Origin of the sequence: Pectinatus sottacetonis (assembly GCF_015732155.1) — a bacterium.
GTDB classification, from domain to species: Bacteria; Bacillota; Negativicutes; order Selenomonadales; family Selenomonadaceae; genus Pectinatus; species Pectinatus sottacetonis.
On record NZ_WIQK01000001.1, the window covers coordinates 988,303 to 1,011,342 of the forward strand.

The following is a 23,040-nucleotide window of genomic DNA, read 5'->3' on the forward strand; positions in this document are numbered from 1 at the left end:
ACATAAAATCCTCTTAGAGCAATAAAAAAGTATCCGCAAAAAATTTATATTCCTTAGAAATCATATTGAACACCAATCATAAAGCTGCGCCCAGGTGCGTTCCACCATTCATTTTTTTGTCCCCACCAATTACTTCTGGCATTTGAACATTCCGCATAAAACTGATTGAAAACATTATTTACCTTGAAAAAGACTTTCGCATTGCTTGTCAATTTATAATTCATGGCCAGATCCCATACCCAATATGTTGTCTGTGGAAAAAAGTTTCCCAAAACATCGGCAGTCTGCGGTCCCATTTGATTAATTATTCCGCGGCCATTTACAGATGCATCAAATTCCTTATTAGTGTAGTTTGTTGCTATATTCCATTCACTTTCTGGAATATAGCCATCTATATTGGCTGTCCGCTGTTGTGTTGGATCAATATGTACATGTGTAAATCCTATTGAAGAGGAAATAAAATCATTAAATTTTTTCTGCATTTGAACATCCCAGCCTTGGGAATGTTCATTTCCAACATTGCCATAATGGCCTGTACTATACAAATAACCAATCGTATTTTCTGACTGTCTTTTGAAAAAGTGAGCCGATCCTGATAGGCTATTTGTAAAACGATGATTTATTCCTATTTCCTTATTGATACCTGTTTCTGGTTTAATATCAGGATTGCCATAATATGTATTATAAAGCTGACTAGGCGTCGGTGTTAAAAAATAATCACTATAAGAAATATACACATTGGTTTTAGAATCTACCAAATAACCTAAATTAAAACTTGGTGTTGAATGTTTTCCAAAACCAGAATTATCATCATAGCGAACACCGCTTGTCAATTTTAAAGCTGGTGTAAGCTGCCATTGATCCTGCAAATAATAAGATCTATTGGTCAATGTATTCTTGCTTATGCCATTATCATGAAGAATTTTATCATGTGTATACTCAAATCCACTTGTAAGTAAATGATTTCTTCCTAATTTCTGGTCAAACTGGTCGGCTATACGCCACGTCTGTACATCCGTAAGATAAGAATCAATTTCCGAATAATATGTATCATCGGAAATACTAAATTGATTTTTACTCTTATTATTTGGCTTTAAGTTGTATATTATATCCCAACCATGTTTATCAATACTTCCATCCTTTAACTTTTCCCAGGGAGCCGCAAACTTTTCTTTATCCTTATATAATCTGTAATGGAACGCAATGGCAGACTTTTTACTTACTTGATTATTAAGGGAAAAATTAAACGTATCTGCATCTAATTTAGAACGCTGATTTTCCCCATGAGCATCTTCAAAATCGCCATTCTTATCTTTTTGATAAATTACATCCCAAGTCCAGCTATTTTTCACTCCTTGATTAGCTACAGCATAAGTCTTTTTACCAAAACTTCCTGTGGATGTTTTCAATCGTGTTTTATTCTGGGTAATTTTTTTCGTTATTATATTAATTACTCCACCCTTAGCATCAGATCCATATAAAGTAGAAGCAGATCCATGTAACACTTCAATATGATCTACATCATCAAGATTTCTCATAGAGAAAATTAATGAAGCAGGATTACCTCCGGCAAAATTCTGTTTTACTCCATTTATAAGTACAACAATATTCTTAGAACCATTTATATATACGCTATTACTGTCATTATACCCAGCTGGTGCATATTGACTGATATTCACTCCAGGAACAGATCTTAATGCCTCGCTGAGGTCTGTATAATGATTGCGTTGTATATCTTCTGCCGTAATAATGCAAATGTTACTATTAGCTTTAAATTTATCCACTGCTGTTCTTGTAGCTGTTACTACCGTCTGATCCAGATTAAAAGATTGTTCATCCTGCTGTGCATGAACAACAGCCATCCTTCCTACTAATAGACTCCCTGTTAAAAGAACTGATAACAGTATAGAACTGTTCAATTCGTTTTTCATTTTTCCATCATCCTTTAATATAAATAAATTTTATTATTATATAAAAACATAAATATCTTGTTGAGTGTAAACCATATAGTACATATATAGTCAAGAGAAATTCTTACTTTTTGATTGCCATTTATTAAATGATATGGTATGTTATATTTATTAATTAGTAGGTGTAATAATGAATAAATATGAACGCGATGATTATTTTACCAGCGGTGAATTGGCCAGCCTTTATAAAATTCCTAAACAAACATTACTGTACTATGACCGTATTGGCCTCCTAAAACCAGAATTTATCGGCAGTAATGGTTACAGGCATTATAATATAACACAATATCTGACTTTAGAAATCATTCTTAATTTACGCAAACTTGATATCCCTATTATTGAAATAAAATCTTATATTGCTAACAGATCCCCGGAAAATTTTCTAAAACTAATAGAAAAAAAAGACCAGGAATGTCAAAAAAACATTGCTGATCTACAAAAAGTCCATCGCAGCTTATCTTTAGTAAAAGAAAATACATTACGCATAAATAAGGTAATATTTGACCAAATATTTCTCACATATGAACCGGCGAAGACACTTTGCCTGACTCTTATCAACGAAAAACAAAAAGGTAAAAATATCATAAAAATGATTGCCCGCCATGTATATAAAGTATTTTCTAAAGATCAATTTAAAGAAAAAAATGTCGGGTGGATAATAAATAAAAAGGATTTTTTTTCTGGTATATATAATAAATCAACCGCCTTTTACTCAGTATATGATCAAAATTGCCTACCATTAAAGCCCCCCCTTTCTATTCGTCCTGCTGGATTATATCTTACTCTAACCGTTAAAGGAACTTACTATCAAAATGCCCCACAAGCTATGCTAAAATTGCAAAAATTCATGCAGGTAAATAATATGTATCCTGTAAGCAATATATTTGTCATTCCTCTAGAAAATCATTGGCTTACTGCCCACACAAAAGAGTATATCAATAAAATAATCCTACAAGTAGATAATATCTGTTAATTTACTATTTACTGGTAAAGTGCTGTAATAACTTCATTTTCAGAAGATTTTATAGCACTTTTTTTATCAAATTTATCATAACATAAGTAGTTCCTTTAGTTAAATTTTTCACTATATTTACAAGTTTTTACTATTCTGTTAAAATTGCGGTATAATAAATATTATGTTATTTTATTGTATAATAGATTTGAATATTCTTAATTTTGGTAATAGATATATATCTTTTATGCCAGACTTTTTCTTATAGATAAACAGCTTCAATATGGTAGCCATCATACATCTTTTAAGTACAAATGAAATCTCAAAACATCCATAACAACAATTATCATATATTCTTCTAATAATGAGATATAAAAATTTCATATAATAATTTTATTTTTTATGCTATCATCATCAAAGCCTTTTCTACTATAATAAAATTCATTCTTTTTATAAGTTAAATATTTCATTATATACATACATGTATTCTTGTATATTTACAAAAAGAATTAAGCATGCTACAATTCATAAATAAAACTAATACTAGTACACAAGTAATTTTTATTAATTCAATATTAAATCAGAATAAATATATTTATCTAAAATAAGCAAAAATTCTTTTTTTGCTATTATAATCATTATCTATTCTTATTGTCCATACATTTATACCTTGGTATTTTCCTTAATGAGCAGTTTATCAATTTAAACTGAAAACATTTAGACAAAATTTATTATTCTAATCTATTACAATATGAGGTGTTTTAAAATGCAAAACAATATTATTATCAATACCCTTACCCAAATTGTTGGCCCTGGACACATATTAAGTGATCTAGAAAGTCTTTACAGTTATTCCTATGATGCTTCACCTGGACATCAACATTTACCTACAGCAGTCGTATTTCCTGCTGATACACAGGAAATATCGCAGATTTTATCTTTTGCTAATATTCATAAAATTCCCGTCTATACCCGTGGCTCTGGCACTAATTTAAGTGCTGGAACCTGTCCGGTAAAAGGAGGCATTGTATTAGTAACAACACGCTTAAATAAAATTCTCGAAATCGATGAAGAAAATCTTGTTGTCGTTGTCGAACCAGGAGTAATCGTTGCTGATTTAAACAAAACAGTAGCCCCCTTGGGACTAATTTACCCACCTGATCCAGGTACAGTAGCAACCGCTACTTTAGGCGGAACCGTATCAGAAAATGCCGGCGGCTTGCGCGGCTTGAAATATGGCGTATCAAAACATTATGTTATGGGCATGGAAGTTGTTCTGGCAAGCGGTGATATAATGACTTGCGGTGGTAAAAATGTAAAAGATGTTTCCGGCTATGATATGACAAAATTATTTACTGGTGCTGAAGGCACCCTTGGCATTATCACTAAATTAATTTTAAAAATTGTTCCTGCTCCAGAAGCCAAAAAAAGTATGATGGCTGTTTTTAAAAATCTGGATGATGCTGGTAATACAGTTTCCGATATTATCGCTAATAAAATAATCCCTGCTACTTTAGAAATTATGGATAACGCAACAATCCGCACTGTGGAAGATTATGCTAAAGTAGGGCTTCCCTTGGAAGCAGAAGCTGTTTTATTAATTGAGGTTGACGGAAACCCCATTGTTGTCGAACAAGAAGCAAAGAAAGTATTTTCTGTCCTGAAAAAAAATAATGCTTTTTCTGTGGAAGTTGCTAAAACACAGGCTGATGTTGACAAATTATGGGCAGCCCGTCGCGCTGCTTTACCAGCACTGGCCAAACTCCGTCCTACAACTTATTGTGAAGATGCTACAGTACCACGCAGTAAAGTACCTGTCTTTTTGCATGCCGTAAGTGACATCGCTAAAAAATATAATGTTACTATAGGTACTTTTGGTCATGCCGGTGATGGAAACATGCATCCAACACTTGTCTGCGATCTGCGCGACAAAGAAGAAATGCAGCGCATACATAAAGCAATGGATGAAATTTTCCGAACGGCTTTAAAGCTAGGTGGCACATTAAGTGGCGAACATGGTATTGGACTAGGTAAACTACAATGGATGCATATTCAACACGGTCCGGTAGGTATGAAAACAATGAAGGCAATAAAACAGGCCCTAGATCCTAATCTAATCCTTAACCCCGGTAAATTAGTAGGAGAATGTTAAAATGGATAATAAACTTACTGTTGAAAAAATAAAAGAATGTGATAAAACCTTGCTTTTAGATATACAGGATGCCCTTGCTAACTGTATGAAGTGTGGTAATTGTATGGCTGTATGCCCCATTTTCAAGGAACTCGGCGTAGAAACAGGTGTAGCCCGCGGCAAATTATCCCTAATCGAAGGAGTTTTAAAAGGAGTTATCCCCCTTTCCGACAACTTTGAAAAGTCCATGGGATTGTGCCTCTCCTGCAAAGCCTGCGCTGCCAATTGTCCTTGTGGTGTTCCAGCCGATGAATTAATTATTCGTGGTCGACAAGCTATTGTAAAAGCACATGGGCTGAGTCCTGTAAAAAAGAAAGTATTTGCCTTGTTAAAAAATCGGCCTCTATTTGATCTAGCTTTACGCACTGCAGGAATTTTCGGTCCAATAAGCATGAAAAAGCTTCCCCGTCCTATGGCTGTAGTGTCCCGTTTTCCCATGCCTGGTATGGACAAAAAAAGAGTATTAACTCCCTTTGCTGCTGTCCCGCTACGAAAGCAATACCCTGAAACAATTAAGATTAACAATGCTAAATTTAAAATAGCCTTTTTTACTGGCTGTACAATTAATTATGCTTACACGGATGTTGGTAAAGCTGTTATAAATGTTCTAAAAGAAAATAACATAGAAATCGTTATGCCTAAAATGCAGCATTGCTGTGGAACCCCAGTCTTTACTTCCGGTGATATCGAGTCAGGTAAAGCATTTGCCCGCCATAATATCCAAACATTTGAACGATATAATGTAGATTATATTATAGCTGCCTGCGGTTCGTGTACAGAAGCTTTAAAATATGAATACCCCAAAATGTTCAAAGATGATCCATCTATGAAAATACGTGCCGAAAAAATAGCCGAAAAAACATATGAAATCAGTGAGTTCCTCGTAGATATTGTTAAATTCCGCAAGGACAATTTAGGCACGTTAAATGCTACTGTAACAATGCATGATCCCTGTCATATGGTACGCGGTATAAAAGTCACGCAACAACCACGGGAAATAGTAAAATCTATTCCGGGAATAATATTTAAAGAAATGAAAGAACCTGCCCGCTGCTGCGGCTCAGGAGGATCTTTCAGCTTAGCTCACTATGATATTTCGCGCAAAATAAACGACCGAAAAGTTGCTGACATAAAATCAACAAATGCTGATATTGTTGTAACAAGCTGCGGAACATGCCGAATGCATATCACTGATGGCCTTGTACAAAACAAAATAGACAACGTTGAAGTCATGCATGTCATACAATTACTGGACAAAGCTTATCAGGCAGGTAAATCCAATCATTAGTATGGTAGTATTTTTATGCTGATTTTATAACCCAATAGCAATATTAAAAGGAAATCTTTTAATATTGCTATTTTTATTTTACTACGGACAAATGCATATTAGCAGGAAAATCAAACTCTTTACCATAAGCGCATCTAGCAATTTCCTGTATACTAAAAACTATATCCTGCGAGGCATTATAGATGTAACCTTCCCGCGGATATACAAGTGCATTATTTTTAATGGCCTTTATTGTTTGTAATGAAGGGTCATTTAAGTATTTTTCATTATATGTTTTTACATTAAATTTACCATGATCGTCATATACAGGCATCAACAAAATATCAGGATTGATTTTAACAAGCATTTCCTTCGTCAAAGCTTGTCCATTATGGATTCCCGCAGCAGAAACCCCATTTATTACACCAGCATATTTACATGCATCATCAAAAGTAGAACCTATTCCTCCATAGGTAGTCATCAAAGAAACCAAAACTATCTTCTTGCGTTTATCCTTAGGAATAGCTGACACTTTTTTTTCTATCTCTGCTATCTTTTTATCCATAAGTGCTGTTAATTCTGTTCCCTCACTATGTCTTCCCAATGCATCAGCAATAATATTTATTGATTGTTTTACCTGCGCAATATTTTTAGGCCCGGGAACTACTATAACATTAATTCCCATATCGCGCAGATTATCAACTATAGATATATTATTCCAATCTGGTACAATAACAAGATCAGGCTGTAAAGAACAAATTCTTTCTACTGAAGGATTTTTTATTTTTGTCGGGATCTGCTTAGCTAAAGCAGCAATATTAGAACTTACTGGATCATCCAGCAGTGTATTAACTGCTACTAATTTATCTGGCTTAACTAAGCCCAGCACTATCTCGTCAGTACTCATAGATAACGTTAATATGCGTTTAGGTCTTGTTTTAAAATTAACTACAGTCCCCTGATAATCAGTAACTTTATACGCTGTATCCTTTATATCAGCTCTATTATTTCCACACCCAGCAAAAAAAACACAGCAGAATATAATAAATATTACTTTACTGAATATTGCTTTTTTCATATTTTCTCCTTTTATACCGTAATTCTTTTGTCGAGTATACGGTTAAAAACAACTATCCATGCATCCATCATATCATCAACAGCAGCTTCTTTTATTACTGCTGTTTCCACAGTATATTCTTCCGCCAAAACTTTTAATATTTTATTAGCTGCCCTTATCGTTTCCTGTCTTTGTAAAAGCTGCCATAAAAATTGATCCAGAAGATGAGCATACAGTGATGTATATGTCAGCATTGCATCTTCTACTGCCAATTTTTCTACTTGTAGTAAATATTGCGGCTTTAAAATTTTTTTACCTTTTTTACTATATTCCTGCCAAATCTTCATTGGTGTAACAGAAAAGCGTTTCAAACGGCGAAAAACATCATGCTGTTTTACTGGATTAAGACCTGATTGCTTATCAAGAGCTCTCTTAACCGCTTTAATAACAACTTTACCGATTAATTCCCCCATTTTAGAATGTTTACCAGCGCCTTCCAAATATAAAGGACTTGCTGCATCAGCAATTATTATAGTTTGATCGGTTCCGGAACCAGTGGCAATCCCAGTAGAATATTTACTACCTTCCAAAAGTTCCTGAATAGCAGCAGTTTTAGCTTCTGTGCAGGTAACTAAAGCTCTTGCCAATGTTCCCGGCGGCATATCACTGCCTAACACCAATATTATATTTATAGTACCGAATTTGTCCGGTTTTTCTATCGGGCGATAATAATCTGCCGGATCCCCGACCCTGCCACCATTAGTTTCAATCCCCCCAGTAACAACAGCTGTCACTGTTAAATCTTTGTAACTCATTTTTTCTACTACTGCATTTTCCATACTAGCAGCAGTTCCCATCCCACTAACTTTATCAGGATCAAGTGCTAATTTTTTTGACACCAGCCGCATATTTTCAACATATGTATCTGCCAGCATTTCACAAGGCATTCCTTCTCCCTGCTTGGCATCATGGTTATAAACTGCTTTAAAATCTTCATGATATCCACCATTATAAACAGATGTACTTAAAACTTTACGCCTGCCTGCAAAAAAAACTACAATACTTTTATCATAAAAATAAACTTCATCACCTGTTGATACTGTACAAAGTTTTACTGCCATATGTTTCCTCCATAATTAATCTGCCCTTAGATTCATTTATGCCAGAATCTACCACAAGCCTTCATCTGCTTGGACAGTTTTTTCCCTAAATCTGTAAAATCATTATAAATAAGCTCATGTGTTACATATTCAGGGTTTATTACATTAAATATTTTTCTTATGCCATCTTGTGTAAAAGGCTTATGCTGGTCAATTGATATTATATGTTTTATCAAACCACTATAATTATTATCTGCTGGTACTTTACGACTAAATGAGCGCTGATAACTGCCAGAAAGTGAACAGTTTAAATGCATCCCCTTTATCCGTTTAGCTGTATCCCCCAGTTGTAAAATAACTTTATAAATATAGGCAACAGCTTCCTGCTCATCTTCTATATTAGGATTCGTATTTATTAAATGGCCCGTGTCAAGCATTATTCCTACGTTTTTTTTATTGACCAGTGCAAAAAACTTTTCAACAGTTTTAGCATCTAAAAGGCGTAGTCCTGGCCACCATAAATTTTCAAATAAGACTAAAACAGAATCTGGTATACAATCAGCAACTTCATTGAACACTTCTGCCGCTGCCGTTATTACATCATCATCACTATATCTAAATTTAAAAGTATATGCTTCTTCCGGGCTGCAGTCAGCAATATGCCATACAAGATATTCAGGGAGTTCTTTAAGTGCCGCATAAATATTTTCCCTAATAATCTCCAACCACACATTTACATTATTTATGCCCATATTTTTAAGAATAAAAATATCATCGGCCGATTTTCCCCGCCAAAAATCAAGCCACTGCGGCCAATAAGCCAAATGTACTCCTATAGTAATAGAAGCATATGACTTTACAGAAAGCTGATTACAATATATAAATTGTTCTATTCCTGATAAATTGTAGTGTTCAATATATTGCGCCAGATTTATCTTTCTCTTAACTAATTCTTTTTCATAGCAGTTTATACTGCAATAATTCAATAAATTTTTCATAATATTTACTTTAAACTATATACTCTTTATATAGTCAACTAATTTTTCGGACATATACAGAAATCAAGACATATGGCATATTTTATTAAGTAATTTTCGACCTTTATCACGGTCATTAATATTAGGCTTTACCGTAATCTCCATAGTACCTGTATTTTCGTTTTCATCTACCTGCACTGCCGTTTTATAAGCACGGCTGAGCAATTCTTCTGTAAATACTTCCTGTGGTGAACCGTCTGCTAAAATTTTTTCTTCCCCCAATAAAAATATACGCGTACAATATTTTGCCGCCAAATTAAGTTCATGTACTATCATTATTATTGTTTTCCCCATTTGCGATAGTTCTTTAATAAACCGAAAAATTTCTTCCTGATAAACCATATCTAATCCTGTTGTCGGCTCATCAAGAAACATTATTGGTGTCTGCTGCGCTAAAACCTTTGCCAACAAAACACGTTGTTTTTGTCCGCCAGAAATTTCATTTACCGGCTTATCTGCTAACCCCATTGTACCAGTATAATCCATACACGCCAGTGCCAGTTCATTATCAGCTTTGCTTTCATTTTGCCACCATTCCAAATATGGATATCGTCCTGCTAAAACAATATCCTTTCCTTTATACCCAAAACCTATATTGACATCCTGCTGCAAATAAGCCACCAGTTTGGCTATTTCTTTTTCCTTATAATCATCTATATTCTTTCCAAAATACTTTATTTCCCCACTCTGCCTTGGCAAAAGCCCACGTATTGTTTTAAGGAAAGTGCTTTTTCCTGCGCCATTACATCCGATTATGCCGATTACCTCTCCTTTATCCACCACAGTATTAATTCCAGCTATGATAGTTGTATTTCCATAACCGATATTTAAATTTTCAATTTCAATAGTATGTATGATTATCCTCTCCTTATAACAATATTAATACCCTAAGCCACAAATACCTGTGTTTAAGAAATTTATACTTGAATATTTTTTGCACTGACATTCGCATAAAATTAAAAATGATACCGCATACTTATATTATAAGATCTACCTGCAGCAGCTTCACTACAATAAAATTTTCTATCAAATATATTATCAATTGCAAATTGAATTTCCGCATTATGGGCTATATTATAATTAATCGCTGTGTTAATTATAAAGAATGGATCTTCCGCTCCATATTCTCCTGTAATCTCATCTGGAGCTTGACGAGCACTAACATATTGACATTCCAACACTGTATTCCACTTTTGCTTGTCATATATGATCCCTGCATGTAATAAATGTCTGGGAATTCCATAATCTGGTTTGCTCACATCAGTTATATTAGTATTATCTACCTTATCACGTTCCAGTCGCCCAAACTGCCATGCATAATTAAAATATCCCTTCAAATAATCTGTAAATTTCCTGCTTAAATCCAATTCTATACCCTGACGTTTTTCCTTCCCATAATTTTCATATTGTTTATATGCTACTGTATTGGTATTAGGTACATAATGGCGTGTAAAAACAATTTTATCATTTGTTATAGTATGATAAACGGCTACATTCATATTAGTTCCTGCTGCCAATTGTTTTTTTAATCCCAACTCAAAAGTATCAGAAACTTCTGGGGCAAGAGCAGGATTAGCTATAGTACCACCGCTGCCACCTTCATATCTATAAACTTCTGATAATGGCGGTGGATTAAAAGAATGACCATAAGACACATACGCTGTTACTTTGTTATTAAATTTATAATCCAATGCTATTTTAGGACTAAATTCTGTATAATTTCCCTCTTTATGATTTACTACCCTGCTAAAGGAACCATCAGCATTGATATACTTACTAAATCCACCGTATTTTTTAAAATAGTCCATTCGTAAACCTGTATATAATGTGACTTTATCAGCAGCTTTATATTCATCTTGTAAAAACACTGCTGTATTACGTGTTTTTCCTCCATGCCTTTCAAACAATCCATATGTACAACTTATTGAATCATGATTTCGCCAATTATTCAAATATGATCTCTTTTGGTCAAAGCTTTCCTGATCAAAAGAAAGTCCTGTTACTACAACGTGTTTTTTTGCTTTTTCCCATGTTTTTTGCAAATCAATATTATACGTTTTACTTGGATAAGTTGAATCTATACCTGTCCCCGACCAATTTATTGATGTTGGATTAAGCGGGCTACTATATCCATTATGACTTATGTCCAAATATCCTAAATGCAGGTATATACTATTTTCTTGGTCTTTATAATTAAGCGTATGTAAGGCAGCTTCCTTTTTACCATCATATCCTAAAAATCGTGCTGGAGAAAAACTAACTACTCGGCCATCCTGAGTCAATACTTTTCCGCTAAATACCTGCTTACCATCTTTATCATAAATATAACTAAATGGATTTTTATAATTATATCTACTTCTACTTTTTAAATAATTATATTTTATTGATTTACTCTTATCAAATTTATATAAAAATTCAAAAGAATAATTTTTATTATTCCATTCTTTTTCCCCTCTTCCGCCAATGACATAATTGCCATTGCTTAATTTTGGCAGCGTAGTTGTGGAAGTACCACTACCTATATTACTTCCTGATGATGTATAGTAATACCCCTTATATCCTGCTGATTTATTATTTTCATATCCTATCCCAACAGAAATTTTTTTGTTTATTTTACTATTTATATATATCGCATCTTTATGTGTATTATTACTTCCATATGATTTTACAATATTTACCGCTAGCTTTTTTTTATTTTCCACAGTAAATATATTTACTACAGCCCCAACTGCATGCCCACCATATAATGAGGACGCTGCTCCCCGTAGAACTTCAATCCTAGCTATATTTTCTACAGGAAGTATTTCCCAATTTACACTACCACTAAATGGATCGTTTATCTGCTGTCCATTTACTAAAACCAAGATATCTGACGAATCGAATCCTCTGATTTGTATTCCTCCTTGCGCTGTTTGATCCATATATACACCTGGAAGCATTTGTAATGCCTCTGGAACAGAATGTATGTTTCTGCATTTTATATTCTCTGCTGTTATCACACTGACATTTGCTGGTACATTTTTTCTTTTTTTTATTGTTCTTGTTGCTGTCACTACAGTACTATCCAAAGCAAATTCGTCCGTATTCGCAGATGCAGCGTAACCTGTTGTCATCCCCCATAACATTCCTCCACAGCAGACGGTAAACAACAATCTTTTCCGTAAACAATATCTCATCATATTACTCCTTTAAATTAAAAATCCGCTATAACCGCTGCATTTACTTTATTAATATTGAATTTAGTTAATAAATTTTTTTATAACAAAAAGGCCATTACCAAGAGGAAATGACCTTTTTACAATAAAAGAACTGGCCAAAGGCCAGTGAATAATATCAATAAATATTGTATAATCGCCGTCCCTATCACTCGCAGGTTATAATGGTGATTGCTGAATAAGCAGTTCTTCTGACTCCAGTTCATTGCAATACCAGCCTTCTCAGATTTCTCCAATGGCATAAAAGGCTTGCTCCCTGTTACAGCGGCGTGACCGTACTGGTTTTTACCAGTTTCTCTATTAAGTCCTAGTGGACACTTATTCCCTCGATATTTTTTTAAAAACATTTTCATTTTATAACTTTACCTATATAAAATCAATAGGTAATATAAATATTATTATTGACAAAAATTATTTATTTCACTTATTATTAATAATTTTACCCTAAAGTACAACCACATATTACATAAAATCCTATAAATAGATAAATTTTGTGATATATATGCTCTAATAGTTTAATTTATATTTCTTGACAAATAATTTAAAGCTTTATATCATAGAAGTTAGATTTATTATCTTGATATAATTATCAATTATTAAATCAGCAGGTGCTGTAAGCTTAATAGAAAAGTACGGTCTACACCGTTGCGGTCCCGCCGCTGTAAAGGGGAATCATACTTCACTAATGTCACTGGGAAACTGGGAAGGCGCAAGTATGGTAATGATCCAGAGCCAGAAGAACTGCCTGCTAAAATCACCGTTAAAACCCACGAGCGATGGGAAGGGGATTGTTTTATTATGATGTCATTATTTTTTATGATATTATAAAGAGCACATTCTTTTCCTTGAATGTGCTCTTTAATTTTAAGGAAATTTAATTATGACATCATCAACTTACAATAACAATAATTATCATAAGCAAGGCCTGGTTATCTCTATTCTTGTCCACCTGATTTTATTTCTTATACTGGCATTAAGTGGTTTTTTTGCTATTAACAAACATATTCATTATCCTGATTCTAATCTTATTTATTATACCGATGATGCTTCATCTTCTTCTGACGCTGGAGGAGGTGGTGGCGGTGGTGGCGGACAAAACAATGCCATTACTAAAAATGATGTTGTCCTACCTGCTGCACAAAATGCTATTTCTAATGATAAAAAAAATCAACCTGTTTCAGAATCAACTTTTAATCCTAATGCACCTCAACCAATAAGGGAGGACAATGCTAACAACACTAAACAAACTGCTTTAGCAAATAGTGATAATAACACTGCACAGGGGACTGGTAAATCTGCTGGCAGCAATAGCAGCAATGGAAATGGCAGTGGCTCTGGTGGTGGAATTGGCACGGGCAAGGGACCCGGCAATGGTTCCGGTTCAGGTGGCGGCAGCGGCTCTGGCACAGGTGGCGGCTCTGGATCAGGCCACGGCAGTGGTACCGGTTCAGGCAACGGATCAGGACATGGCAGCAGACTTAAAGTAACAGTCCCTCCTAGACCTCTTAATGCTCCATCGCCTTCCTATCCTTCGAGTATGCGTGATTCAGAAATTGAAGGATCTGTAAGAGTAAAAATGACTGTCAGTGCTTCTGGCCATGTTGAAAATGTTATTGTTACCTCATCATCCGGGCAAAGTGCTTTTGATTCTGCTGCTATCAATACATCATATCGCTGGACATTTGTACCGGCTCGTAATGCTTATAATCAAAATGTCCGTTGTTATGTTAATAAGGAATTTATTTTCCGTTTCACTCAATAAGTAAAAGTAATATAATATCATCTCTAAGGAGGATTTTAATGGATTTCATTATGCAGGGACTCAGCTATTTTCATAAGGGTGGTTTTGTCATGTACATTCTGCTTTTATGTTCTATATTCGTTCTTTCTATTGGCATTGAACGTTTACTATATTTTAGCAAAGCTGATTCTGGGCGAAATTTTGCTGACAGATTCTATCGTCTTATGGTAAACAATAAAGTAGATGAAGCCAAGGAGTTGGCAACTAAAAGTAAGGGGGATCTAGCCTTGCTTTTGACTTCTGCCATGAATAAAACTTTTTCTGACAAGCATGCTTTATCAGCTTTTTTTGAAATACAATCTGGTATTTCCCTGGCAAAATTCCGGGCTCGTTTATATTATTTAAGCGTAGTTGTTACTATGGCTCCACTGCTTGGATTATTAGGAACTATAAGCGGTATGATATCGGCTTTTAGTGTTTTTAATCTTCAGTCAGGACAGGCAACGGCGATCACTGGTGGTGTTGGGGAAGCACTTATAGCTACTGCTATGGGGCTATGTGTAGCAATAATTGCCCTCATAATTCATGCTTATTTTACTCAAAGGGTTGACAGCATCTTAACGGATATGGAACAATCCTTCTCATTGGTTCAGTCTCATTATGATCGAGGTGAAAAAAATGCGTCTGCGTGACCGCCGTTCTTTTACCAAACCCGAGGTAGTAATAATTCCCATGATTGATATAATGTTTTTTTTATTAGTTTTTTTTATGCTCAGCACATTATATATGGTTAATATAAAAACTATTCCGGTAAATATGCCTAAAACCAGCCATGCTGAAATGCAAACACGTGTAAATTATCTTGTAACATTAAAAAAAGACGGTTCACTATACTTAGAAGATAAACCTATTACTGAGGTATCTCTGCTGCGTCAGGCCCAAATGCAAAAAAAACGCTATCCCAACTTTGCTGTTGTTATTCGTGCTGATAGAGACATTAAATATGATAAGCTTATGGCCTTTCTTGATAGATTAAAAGGTGCTGGTATAACACGCTTTGGCCTTGCCTCTGATACCAAAAATAAATAATTTATAAAAATACCCTCAACGAATTGTTGAGGGTATTTTTATAAATTATTTATTTTATTAAACCAATTACAGCCTGAGTCATTTCAAATGTATTAACCTTTTTAAATCCAGCCGTAAAAAGATCGGCAGTCCTATAACCAGCAGCTAAAACCTCATCCACAGCTGCTTCAATATCACAAGCAGCAGCCTCTTCATGTAGTGAATAACGCAAAAGCATCGCTGCTGACAAAATTGTCCCTAATGGATTAGCTATTCCTCTGCCTGCAATATCGGGAGCTGAACCATGTATCGGTTCAAACAAACTGGTATGCTCACCAATACTTGCTGATGGCATAAGTCCTATTGAGCCACCTAACACAGCAGCTTCATCACTCAATATATCACCAAATAAATTTCCCGTGACAATTACATCGAAAGCTGTGGGATTTATAGCCAGCTGCATAGCACAATTATCCACATACATATTTTCTAATTTTACCATGGGATATTCTCCAGCAATTTTTGCTGTCGTTCTGCGCCATAACCTCGAAGTTGCCAATACGTTGGCCTTGTCAACAGAAGTCACTTTTTTCCGGCGGCCTTCAGCTATTTTTATAGCCAGCCTGACTATTCGATCAACTTCTGGTATGCTATAGTTTTCCAAATCCCAGGCTCTTTCTGTGCCTTTATATTTTTCCCGCTCACACTTTTCCCCAAAATATATGCCACCGATCAATTCACGCACAATTACAATATCCGTTCCCCGTACAATATCTGATTTCAAAGGAGAATACTTAATTAAGGCATCAATTGTCTTTACCGGCCGTAAATTAGCATATAATCCCAGCTCTTTCCGCAACCCCAATATTGCCTTTTCCGGTCGTAACTCAGGTGCTACATTATCCCATTTATCTCCGCCAACTGCGCCAAACAATACTGCAGCAGAATTTTTAGCGGCATTCAGCGTTTCTTCTGGCAAAGGTTTTTTGAATTTATCATAAGCCGCTCCGCCAGCATCATAATAAGAAAATTCTAAATCAATTTTATATTTATTATCTATCTTTTTTAAAACTGCAACTGCGCTATCCGTTATTTCCTTTCCTATGCCATCACCCGGTATTACAACAATTTTTTTAGGCATTGCTTTTTTTCTCCTTAATGTAATTTATCAGTCCGCCGGCTTTAGCTATATCATTGACAAACCCTGGCAGTGGATGCGCATAAAAGATATCACCTGTTGTAATATTCTCAATTTTTCCTGTTGCTGTATCTATTTTTAATCTGTCATCTGCCTTTATTTTTTCCACGTTACTTCCTATTTCTAACAGCGGTAATCCTATATTTATTCCATTACGGTAAAATATCCTGGCAAAACTATCTGCTATAACAACCGGAACCCCACTGGCTTTTATTGCTACCGGTGCATGTTCACGGGAAGACCCACAGCCAAAATTTTTTCCTCCAACAATAATATCTCCCAAACAGACTTTCTGCGCAAATGTTTTATCTATATCAACCATACAGTGTAACGCTAATTCTTTCGGATCAAAGGTATTCAAATAACGCGCTGGTATTATTACATCCGTATCAATATTATCACCATAACGCCATGCTTTTCCTTCTGATATCATATTTTCATCCCTTTCTAAAAATTATTATTGTAAATCATCAGGCTGAGCTATCCTGCCCAACACGGCACTAGCAGCCGCGACCTGCGGCCCAGATAAATATACTTCACTGTCCACATGACCCATACGTCCCCGGAAATTACGATTTGTCGTCGAAACACATTTTTCTCCAGCAGCTAAAATTCCCATATGTGCTCCCAGACATGGTCCACATGTTGGCGTACTGACCGCTGCACCCGCATCAACAAAAATATCAACATAACCCCGTTTTATAGATTCTTTATATACCCACTGGCTTCCTGGAATTACAATGCAACGGACATCCTTATAAACTGAACGATTTTTCATTATGGCGGCAGCAATTTTCATATCCTCAATACGACCATTCGTACATGAGCCGATAACGACTTGATCAATTTTTATATTTTCTATCTCAGAAACCTTTTTAGTATTTCCCGGTAAATGTGGAAACGCTACAACAGGTACTAAATCAGATAAATTTATTTTTATAATTTGGCAGTATTTTGCATCTGTATCAGGCTCTACAACAGTATAAGATTTTTTTATCCTGTCTTTTATATATGCCAGCGTCACCTCATCAACAGGAAAAATACCATTTTTTCCACCAGCCTCAATAGCCATATTAGAAATTGTCAATCTATCATCCATAGATAACGAGCTTATTCCCTCACCGGAAAATTCTATAGCTTTATATAACGCTCCGTCAACACCGATCATACCTATAAGTGTCAGTATAACATCCTTGCCCGTTATATTATGCGGCTTAGTACCAGTTAATTCTACTTTTATTGTTTCCGGCACTTTGAACCAAGCTTCACCTGTAGCTAATGCAACAGCTAAGTCAGTAGTTCCCACTCCCGTGGAAAAGCCGCCTAATGCTCCATATGTACATGTATGTGAATCAGCTCCAATAGTGAGCATTCCCGGTGCTACAATACCCATTTCCGGTAGAATAACATGTTCAATACCGCCTCGCCCTACTTCAAAATAATTTACTATACTATGTTTATCCGCAAACTCCCGTACTGTCTTCGCCAGACCAGCCGATTTTATATCTTTGTTTGGTGTAAAATGATCTGGTACAAGTGCTATTTTTTTATTGTCAAAAACTGGTCCGCCAATTTTTTCAAATTCCTTGAATGATGGTGGTGCCGTAACATCATTAGCTAATACCATATCCAATTTACAAGTTACCAATTGTCCTGCAGACACCTTTTCATGTCCTGCGTGCATAGCCAGTATTTTCTCTGTCATATTCATTCCCACAAAAATACCTCCAGTTATTTTTAATATTTTTCCAACAAATATGGCCTTTTTATCTTCACTATCCTCTTATAATTAATATTTTTATAAAAAACTCCGCCCATAGCTCCCCATATGAGTTTGTAAATATGTAAATCATTATGTATGATATGATAGTATATATATAATCGCTTTGTCAATATTTTGTTAACTTTTTTAAAACATAAAGATTGTGTTTTACGCATATCAGGATAGCCGTTTCATCATACCTGCTGTTTTTTTAAATTCTATTATGAACTTCTTTTAATAATTTCTAAATAATCAGCTATATAAAAGGCCAGCATAAAATTAAACTTTATTGTTGCATCATCAAAATCACATGCCAGTATTTTACGTGCTTTCATCATCCGATAATTTATTGTATTACGATGCGTAAAAGCGATTTCAGCCGTTATTTTCAAGCTGTTATTATTAAATAAATATATACGCAGCGTAGCATATAATTGAGAATTATGTTTACGGTCATGTTCCAATAACACTCCCAGCTGATCATTATGAATTTTTTCCAGCAAGGGAATATTATTAGTAGCAAATAATACCCTGTATACTCCTAAATCTGCAAAAAAAAGCAATGCTTTTTTTTGCAGATTTGCCACGGCACTTGCTGCCACTGCTTCGTGATAAGCTTCAACAAGCTGGATAAATCCATTATGACAGGCACTGCTGCCACACGTTATATTATTAACAGACCCCACTCTATGCAATACAATTACAATTTTTTCCGCTAAATCCCTAACAATAATTTCCTTATCTGAATATATAAGTAAAATAAGCTGATCCTTATGCCAAAAAATAACATATGGCAAATTAATTTTATTACTGATGTTTTTAACATGTAAAATAATCTCTGACCGCAATTTTGCTGTCAATTTTATATTAGTCATATTAAATAATATAATCTGAAAAAATTTTTTTATCATTTCATGCAGATCAAAAATTTTTCCATAATCTTTAGCCAGTTCAGGTTCAAAAATAGCTGTTTTTATATGGTCAGTAACATTATTTTCCTTTTGCGTTGCCAAAAATAACCTATTCATATAGTCCTGCATAATATCAGCTAAATGAATCCTCCATGGCATAATAAACAAGGGTAAATTATGTTCATCACATAATTTTATTATTTGTTGATCCAATGCTGCCGGCTTAATATATTTGCCCGTATTAATTATTATTCCCGCAGTCTTGCGTACTACAAGCTCATTAATAAAATCTATCAGCCATGCTTCTTCTTTACAGCATAATCCTGTTGTTATAATAAGTTCATTACCACGCAAAAAACTAGAAGTAGCTATATCCTCAGTGTACTGCACCCACGTAATTTCATTTTCCAAGCCACCGGCTCCTGCCAGCAGACACAGCTGATAACTGTCTTTAGTATCACTAAAAAGCTTCTTTAATTGAATAGACATCTATTTTCTCCCCCATTAGTAATTTACCGGCATAGACATATTTATATAAAACCTTTAGTTAACATCTTTATATGTTATATTCATCATATAATAAAAATATTTGTGCGTAAAGTACAAATGACGTGAAAAAAATTAGTTTCCTGTCCCGTTGTCCTGTTATTGCAATTACGTTACTATGTTAATGTATATTAAATATAAACTTTTATGGAAAAAGCTTAAATGGATACCACATTAACTGCACGGCAAAGGAGCCTCTTATCTTTGGATAATGCTGTTTTGCGACGTGCAGCTTTTTTATTAAAATAATTAAGGAGGATTTATTATGTTAAAAGACGAACTGCCCCAAATTATTACTAATTGTCTGCCCGGTCCTAAAGCCGCTGCTATTATAAAGAGAAGAAACGATGCAATTCCCAGCGCAATACGCTGCAATTATCCCGTAGTAATTGCCCGGGGTGAAGGAGCTGTAATTGAAGATGTAGATGGTAATCACTTTTTAGACTTTATCGGTGGCGTAGGTGTACTAAATATAGGTTTTAGCCAGCCAGAAATTATAGAAGCTGTAAAAACACAAGCAGATAAATACTTTCACGGAATGTTCAACGTTGTGACACATGAAGGATATGTAAAGTTAGCAGAAAAAATAAACTCACTGGCTCCTGTAAAAGGAGAGAAAAAAAGAACTTTTTTTGCTAACAGCGGTGCTGAAGCAGATGAAAATGCTGTAAAAATTGCCAAGGCATTTACCAAGCGTCCCAATATAATTGTATTTTCCGGTGCATTTCACGGACGCACCTTATTAACGATGTCTATGACTGCTAAAAAAGCTTATGCCAAAGGTATGGGGCCTTTTCCTGATGGAATATACCGCGCTGAATTTCCTTATATCTATCGCAGACCAGATGGTATGTCTAAGGAAAAAGCACTAAATTACTATATAGAAAAGCTCTATGAAACATTCAATAACTGCTCTGACCCTGAACATGTCGCTGCTATAGTTGTTGAACCATTACAGGGAGAAGGCGGATTCATCCCGGCTCCCCTAGAATGGGTTAAATGTCTTCGCGAAATATGTGACAAATATGGTATTTTACTTATTGCCGACGAAGTTCAATGTGGTTTCTGCCGTACAGGACGTATGTTTACTACAGAATACTGGCAGGAACAGGGAATCAGACCAGATATCATCTCCATGGCCAAATCAATTGCTGCTGGTATTCCTTTAAGCGGTATTGTGGCCCGGGAAGAAATAATGCAGTCTGTACCTGCTGGTGTAATAGGCGGAACTTATTGTGGCAATCCATTGGCCTGCGCTGCAGCACTCAAAACTATAGAAATAATGCAGCGTGACAATCTGGCACAAAGGTCTTTGGAAATAGGCAAAAAAGTAACTGCATCTTATAAATCATGGATGAAAAAATATGATGTCATCGGTGATGTCCGCGGCATAGGTGGAATGGTAGGCATCGAATTTGTTAAAAGCAAAAAAAGCAAGAAACCTGACAGCCAGCTGGTCAACAATTTAATTCAGGAAATGGCTCAGCATGGTGTTCTAATGGAAAATGCCGGTGTCCATAATAATGTTATACGTTTTCTTGCCCCCCTGGTCATAACAGATGCACAGCTTGACTCCGGCCTCAGTATCTTTGAAAAAGCAATAAAAAAATGTGCTGGTTATAAATAAAGATTATTTTATAAAAGCCATATATAGCCGCTTTTTACATATTTTTGACCTAAAAGTAAAAAGTGGCTATATGCATTATAATTTCTATTAATATCTGATGCGTCTGACAGGTTATTATAAAATAACTACAAATATTTTATTAATACCCCACATATAAAATTAAGATACGATGCCCTTAAAATAAGTCTATATACTTCACCAGCTGAGTATTGTACATATTAATTCGTCTGGAATAAAATCCTGTTAAATCACGACAAGTTTTTTATATAGTGAAGAATTTTGAAAGTTTGCTTTTTAATATTAAGCGCTAAGCGCTAAAAATGAGTATTGTACTTATACTTTGTACAATACTCATTTTGTATATATAACTTCTATATTTTAGCACCTTTATCTTAGCTGCAATTCTCAACCACACAACAGCAGGTATCCTTGTTTCCCCTGGTAGACGCTTAAATATACCCGATAAATTTATTTTATATTTTTAGTTTTAGCGGCATCAGCTGATAAAACCATATAATCATCAGCTAATCCATATTTTTGCAATATTTTTTTAAGTGATCCGTCAGCACGCATTTTTTCTAATTCACCATTTACTGCATTGAGAAGATCTTTATCACCAAATCTTATCGCAGCTCCTATTTTCCCAGCTGCCTCTGGTGTATATGGACTTAATATCCATAATCCAAGTGAAGGATTCTGCTTAATAGTATATCCAGCGACAATTCCATCTGTGATACACGCATCTATTTTCCCTGTACTCACAGCCATCATTAACTCAGCCTGACTATTAAAAATCTTAACATCTTTCACTTCGCCATTTTTTTTCCACTTTTCTGCTGTATCAAGAAAGGTTACACCTTTTTGCCCGCCGATTACTTTGCCTTTTAAATCGGCTTTACTTTTTATCGGTGAATCTTTTTTTACAACAACGGCTTCTCCTTCTTTGTACCAAATATTTGTAAATAAAGCCTTCTGCAACCGTTCCGGTTTTATATACATGGCATCTGTTACCATGTCCACTGAACCATTATCAAGTGCCATCAAAAGATTTTCAAAAGGAATATGCTTCATTTGTACCTTAGGAATGCCCAATCGTTTGGCAATTTCTGTAATTATATCAGCATCCACACCGGAAAATTTATTATTTTTAGTATTTATATAAGCAAAAGGAGCATCATTAGATGAACCTACCGTTAATACTCCCTTTTCCTTTATTTTTGCCAATGTGCTTTGTAATGAATCTGATGAACTGGCTTGTTTGGCATTCTCAGAACTACATCCAGCCAGTAAAAATAATGAGGACATTACCAGCATTACTATTATTAAAATTTTTCTCCCCATATTTTTCATAATAATCAACCTTCCTTTTTTGTTTTTTCCTATTACATTTAAGACAAT

At 35.0% G+C, this 23,040-nt stretch carries 18 protein-coding genes and 2 riboswitches; of the genes, 7 read left to right on the forward strand and 11 right to left on the reverse strand.

Annotation, left to right across the window (positions count from 1 at the left end; all coding sequences use genetic code 11):
- Positions 1 to 53 precede the first annotated feature (53 nt).
- Complete coding sequence (locus I6760_RS04545) at positions 54 to 1,931, reverse strand: TonB-dependent receptor plug domain-containing protein (RefSeq protein WP_231036092.1); 1,878 nt, start codon at positions 1,929 to 1,931, stop codon at positions 54 to 56.
- A gap of 169 nt (positions 1,932 to 2,100) precedes the next feature.
- On the opposite strand from I6760_RS04545, the gene I6760_RS04550 reads away from it, so the two are divergent.
- The 3 genes from I6760_RS04550 (at position 2,101) to I6760_RS04560 (ending at position 6,401) form a co-directional block, all read left to right on the forward strand.
- Positions 2,101 to 2,943 carry a MerR family transcriptional regulator gene (locus I6760_RS04550; RefSeq protein ID WP_196593289.1) on the forward strand — a complete coding sequence of 281 codons (843 nt, stop codon included), beginning with the start codon at positions 2,101 to 2,103 and terminating at the stop codon, positions 2,941 to 2,943.
- A 745-nt stretch (positions 2,944 to 3,688) separates the two neighbouring features.
- Positions 3,689 to 5,074 carry an FAD-linked oxidase C-terminal domain-containing protein gene (locus I6760_RS04555; RefSeq protein ID WP_196593290.1) on the forward strand — a complete coding sequence of 462 codons (1,386 nt, stop codon included), beginning with the start codon at positions 3,689 to 3,691 and terminating at the stop codon, positions 5,072 to 5,074.
- A gap of 1 nt (position 5,075) precedes the next feature.
- Positions 5,076 to 6,401: a (Fe-S)-binding protein gene (locus I6760_RS04560; RefSeq protein WP_196593291.1), complete on the forward strand. Its 1,326-nt coding sequence runs from the start codon at positions 5,076 to 5,078 to the stop codon at positions 6,399 to 6,401.
- A gap of 73 nt (positions 6,402 to 6,474) precedes the next feature.
- On the opposite strand, the gene I6760_RS04565 is transcribed toward I6760_RS04560, so the two are convergent.
- The 5 genes from I6760_RS04565 to I6760_RS04585 all read right to left on the reverse strand — a co-directional run bounded on the left by I6760_RS04565 (position 6,475) and on the right by I6760_RS04585 (position 12,753).
- Positions 6,475 to 7,458: an ABC transporter substrate-binding protein gene (locus tag I6760_RS04565; RefSeq protein ID WP_196593292.1), complete on the reverse strand. Its 984-nt coding sequence runs from the start codon at positions 7,456 to 7,458 to the stop codon at positions 6,475 to 6,477.
- 11 nt (positions 7,459 to 7,469) lie between these two features.
- Complete coding sequence (locus I6760_RS04570) at positions 7,470 to 8,558, reverse strand: adenosylcobinamide amidohydrolase (RefSeq protein ID WP_196593293.1); 1,089 nt, start codon at positions 8,556 to 8,558, stop codon at positions 7,470 to 7,472.
- A gap of 32 nt (positions 8,559 to 8,590) precedes the next feature.
- A complete protein-coding gene (locus tag I6760_RS04575; protein WP_196593294.1) occupies positions 8,591 to 9,535 on the reverse strand; it encodes a TIM barrel protein in 945 nt (314 codons plus the stop codon).
- A gap of 63 nt (positions 9,536 to 9,598) precedes the next feature.
- Positions 9,599 to 10,435 (reverse strand): ABC transporter ATP-binding protein, encoded by an 837-nt coding sequence (locus I6760_RS04580; RefSeq protein WP_407947309.1) that lies wholly within the window; start codon positions 10,433 to 10,435, stop codon positions 9,599 to 9,601.
- Positions 10,436 to 10,530: 95 nt separating this feature from the next.
- The gene (locus I6760_RS04585; protein ID WP_231036093.1) at positions 10,531 to 12,753 is read right to left on the reverse strand and encodes a TonB-dependent receptor; all 2,223 of its coding nucleotides are present in this window, start codon (positions 12,751 to 12,753) and stop codon (positions 10,531 to 10,533) included.
- 200 nt (positions 12,754 to 12,953) lie between these two features.
- Positions 12,954 to 13,126: riboswitch (cobalamin riboswitch) on the reverse strand.
- Positions 13,127 to 13,378: 252 nt separating this feature from the next.
- Positions 13,379 to 13,552, forward strand: a riboswitch (cobalamin riboswitch).
- Positions 13,553 to 13,669: 117 nt separating this feature from the next.
- On the opposite strand from I6760_RS04585, the gene I6760_RS04590 reads away from it, so the two are divergent.
- Genes I6760_RS04590 through I6760_RS04600 form a run of 3 tightly spaced genes read left to right on the forward strand, consistent with a single transcriptional unit; the run spans position 13,670 to position 15,619 of the window.
- On the forward strand, positions 13,670 to 14,551 hold the full coding sequence (locus tag I6760_RS04590) for an energy transducer TonB (RefSeq protein ID WP_196593296.1): 882 nt from the start codon (positions 13,670 to 13,672) through the stop codon (positions 14,549 to 14,551).
- Positions 14,552 to 14,589: 38 nt separating this feature from the next.
- Positions 14,590 to 15,222: a MotA/TolQ/ExbB proton channel family protein gene (locus I6760_RS04595; protein WP_196593297.1), complete on the forward strand. Its 633-nt coding sequence runs from the start codon at positions 14,590 to 14,592 to the stop codon at positions 15,220 to 15,222.
- Positions 15,209 to 15,619: an ExbD/TolR family protein gene (locus I6760_RS04600; RefSeq protein ID WP_196594769.1), complete on the forward strand. Its 411-nt coding sequence runs from the start codon at positions 15,209 to 15,211 to the stop codon at positions 15,617 to 15,619. The genes I6760_RS04595 and I6760_RS04600 overlap by 14 nt, the downstream gene beginning before the upstream one ends.
- 49 nt (positions 15,620 to 15,668) lie before the next feature.
- On the opposite strand, the gene leuB is transcribed toward I6760_RS04600, so the two are convergent.
- The 4 genes from leuB to I6760_RS04620 form a co-directional block, all read right to left on the reverse strand.
- Entirely contained in the window at positions 15,669 to 16,739 is a 1,071-nt protein-coding gene (leuB, locus tag I6760_RS04605) for a 3-isopropylmalate dehydrogenase (RefSeq protein WP_196593298.1), read from the reverse strand.
- Entirely contained in the window at positions 16,732 to 17,229 is a 498-nt protein-coding gene (locus I6760_RS04610) for a 3-isopropylmalate dehydratase small subunit (protein ID WP_196593299.1), read from the reverse strand. The genes leuB and I6760_RS04610 overlap by 8 nt, the downstream gene beginning before the upstream one ends.
- A gap of 24 nt (positions 17,230 to 17,253) precedes the next feature.
- Positions 17,254 to 18,513 carry a 3-isopropylmalate dehydratase large subunit gene (gene leuC / locus I6760_RS04615; RefSeq protein WP_196593300.1) on the reverse strand — a complete coding sequence of 420 codons (1,260 nt, stop codon included), beginning with the start codon at positions 18,511 to 18,513 and terminating at the stop codon, positions 17,254 to 17,256.
- 266 nt (positions 18,514 to 18,779) lie between these two features.
- Positions 18,780 to 19,958, reverse strand: a complete 1,179-nt coding sequence (locus I6760_RS04620) for a PucR family transcriptional regulator (RefSeq protein ID WP_196593301.1) — start codon at positions 19,956 to 19,958, stop codon at positions 18,780 to 18,782.
- Between the two features lie 322 nt (positions 19,959 to 20,280).
- Between I6760_RS04620 and I6760_RS04625 the strand changes: the two genes are divergently transcribed.
- A complete protein-coding gene (locus I6760_RS04625) occupies positions 20,281 to 21,642 on the forward strand; it encodes an aspartate aminotransferase family protein (protein ID WP_196593302.1) in 1,362 nt (453 codons plus the stop codon).
- A gap of 468 nt (positions 21,643 to 22,110) precedes the next feature.
- Here I6760_RS04625 and I6760_RS04630 read toward each other — a convergent pair whose 3' ends face one another.
- The gene (locus tag I6760_RS04630) at positions 22,111 to 22,992 is read right to left on the reverse strand and encodes a substrate-binding periplasmic protein (RefSeq protein WP_196593303.1); all 882 of its coding nucleotides are present in this window, start codon (positions 22,990 to 22,992) and stop codon (positions 22,111 to 22,113) included.
- Between the last annotated feature and the right edge of the window lie 48 nt (positions 22,993 to 23,040).

Bases quoted from the DNA above. Each gene is read 5' to 3' on its own strand.
- I6760_RS04545 (WP_231036092.1), bottom strand. From the start codon at position 1,931: ATGAAAAACGAATTGAACAGTTCTATACTGTTATCAGTTCTTTTAACA.
- I6760_RS04575 (WP_196593294.1), bottom strand. From the start codon at position 9,535: ATGAAAAATTTATTGAATTATTGCAGTATAAACTGCTATGAAAAAGAA.
- I6760_RS04570 (WP_196593293.1), bottom strand. From the start codon at position 8,558: ATGGCAGTAAAACTTTGTACAGTATCAACAGGTGATGAAGTTTATTTT.
- I6760_RS04560 (WP_196593291.1), top strand. From the start codon at position 5,076: ATGGATAATAAACTTACTGTTGAAAAAATAAAAGAATGTGATAAAACC.
- I6760_RS04630 (WP_196593303.1), bottom strand. From the start codon at position 22,992: ATGAAAAATATGGGGAGAAAAATTTTAATAATAGTAATGCTGGTAATG.
- I6760_RS04620 (WP_196593301.1), bottom strand. From the start codon at position 19,958: ATGTCTATTCAATTAAAGAAGCTTTTTAGTGATACTAAAGACAGTTAT.
- I6760_RS04625 (WP_196593302.1), top strand. From the start codon at position 20,281: ATGTTAAAAGACGAACTGCCCCAAATTATTACTAATTGTCTGCCCGGT.
- I6760_RS04585 (WP_231036093.1), bottom strand. From the start codon at position 12,753: ATGATGAGATATTGTTTACGGAAAAGATTGTTGTTTACCGTCTGCTGT.
- I6760_RS04550 (WP_196593289.1), top strand. From the start codon at position 2,101: ATGAATAAATATGAACGCGATGATTATTTTACCAGCGGTGAATTGGCC.
- I6760_RS04595 (WP_196593297.1), top strand. From the start codon at position 14,590: ATGGATTTCATTATGCAGGGACTCAGCTATTTTCATAAGGGTGGTTTT.
- I6760_RS04610 (WP_196593299.1), bottom strand. From the start codon at position 17,229: ATGATATCAGAAGGAAAAGCATGGCGTTATGGTGATAATATTGATACG.
- leuB (WP_196593298.1), bottom strand. From the start codon at position 16,739: ATGCCTAAAAAAATTGTTGTAATACCGGGTGATGGCATAGGAAAGGAA.
- I6760_RS04590 (WP_196593296.1), top strand. From the start codon at position 13,670: ATGACATCATCAACTTACAATAACAATAATTATCATAAGCAAGGCCTG.
- I6760_RS04600 (WP_196594769.1), top strand. From the start codon at position 15,209: ATGCGTCTGCGTGACCGCCGTTCTTTTACCAAACCCGAGGTAGTAATA.
- I6760_RS04555 (WP_196593290.1), top strand. From the start codon at position 3,689: ATGCAAAACAATATTATTATCAATACCCTTACCCAAATTGTTGGCCCT.
- I6760_RS04565 (WP_196593292.1), bottom strand. From the start codon at position 7,458: ATGAAAAAAGCAATATTCAGTAAAGTAATATTTATTATATTCTGCTGT.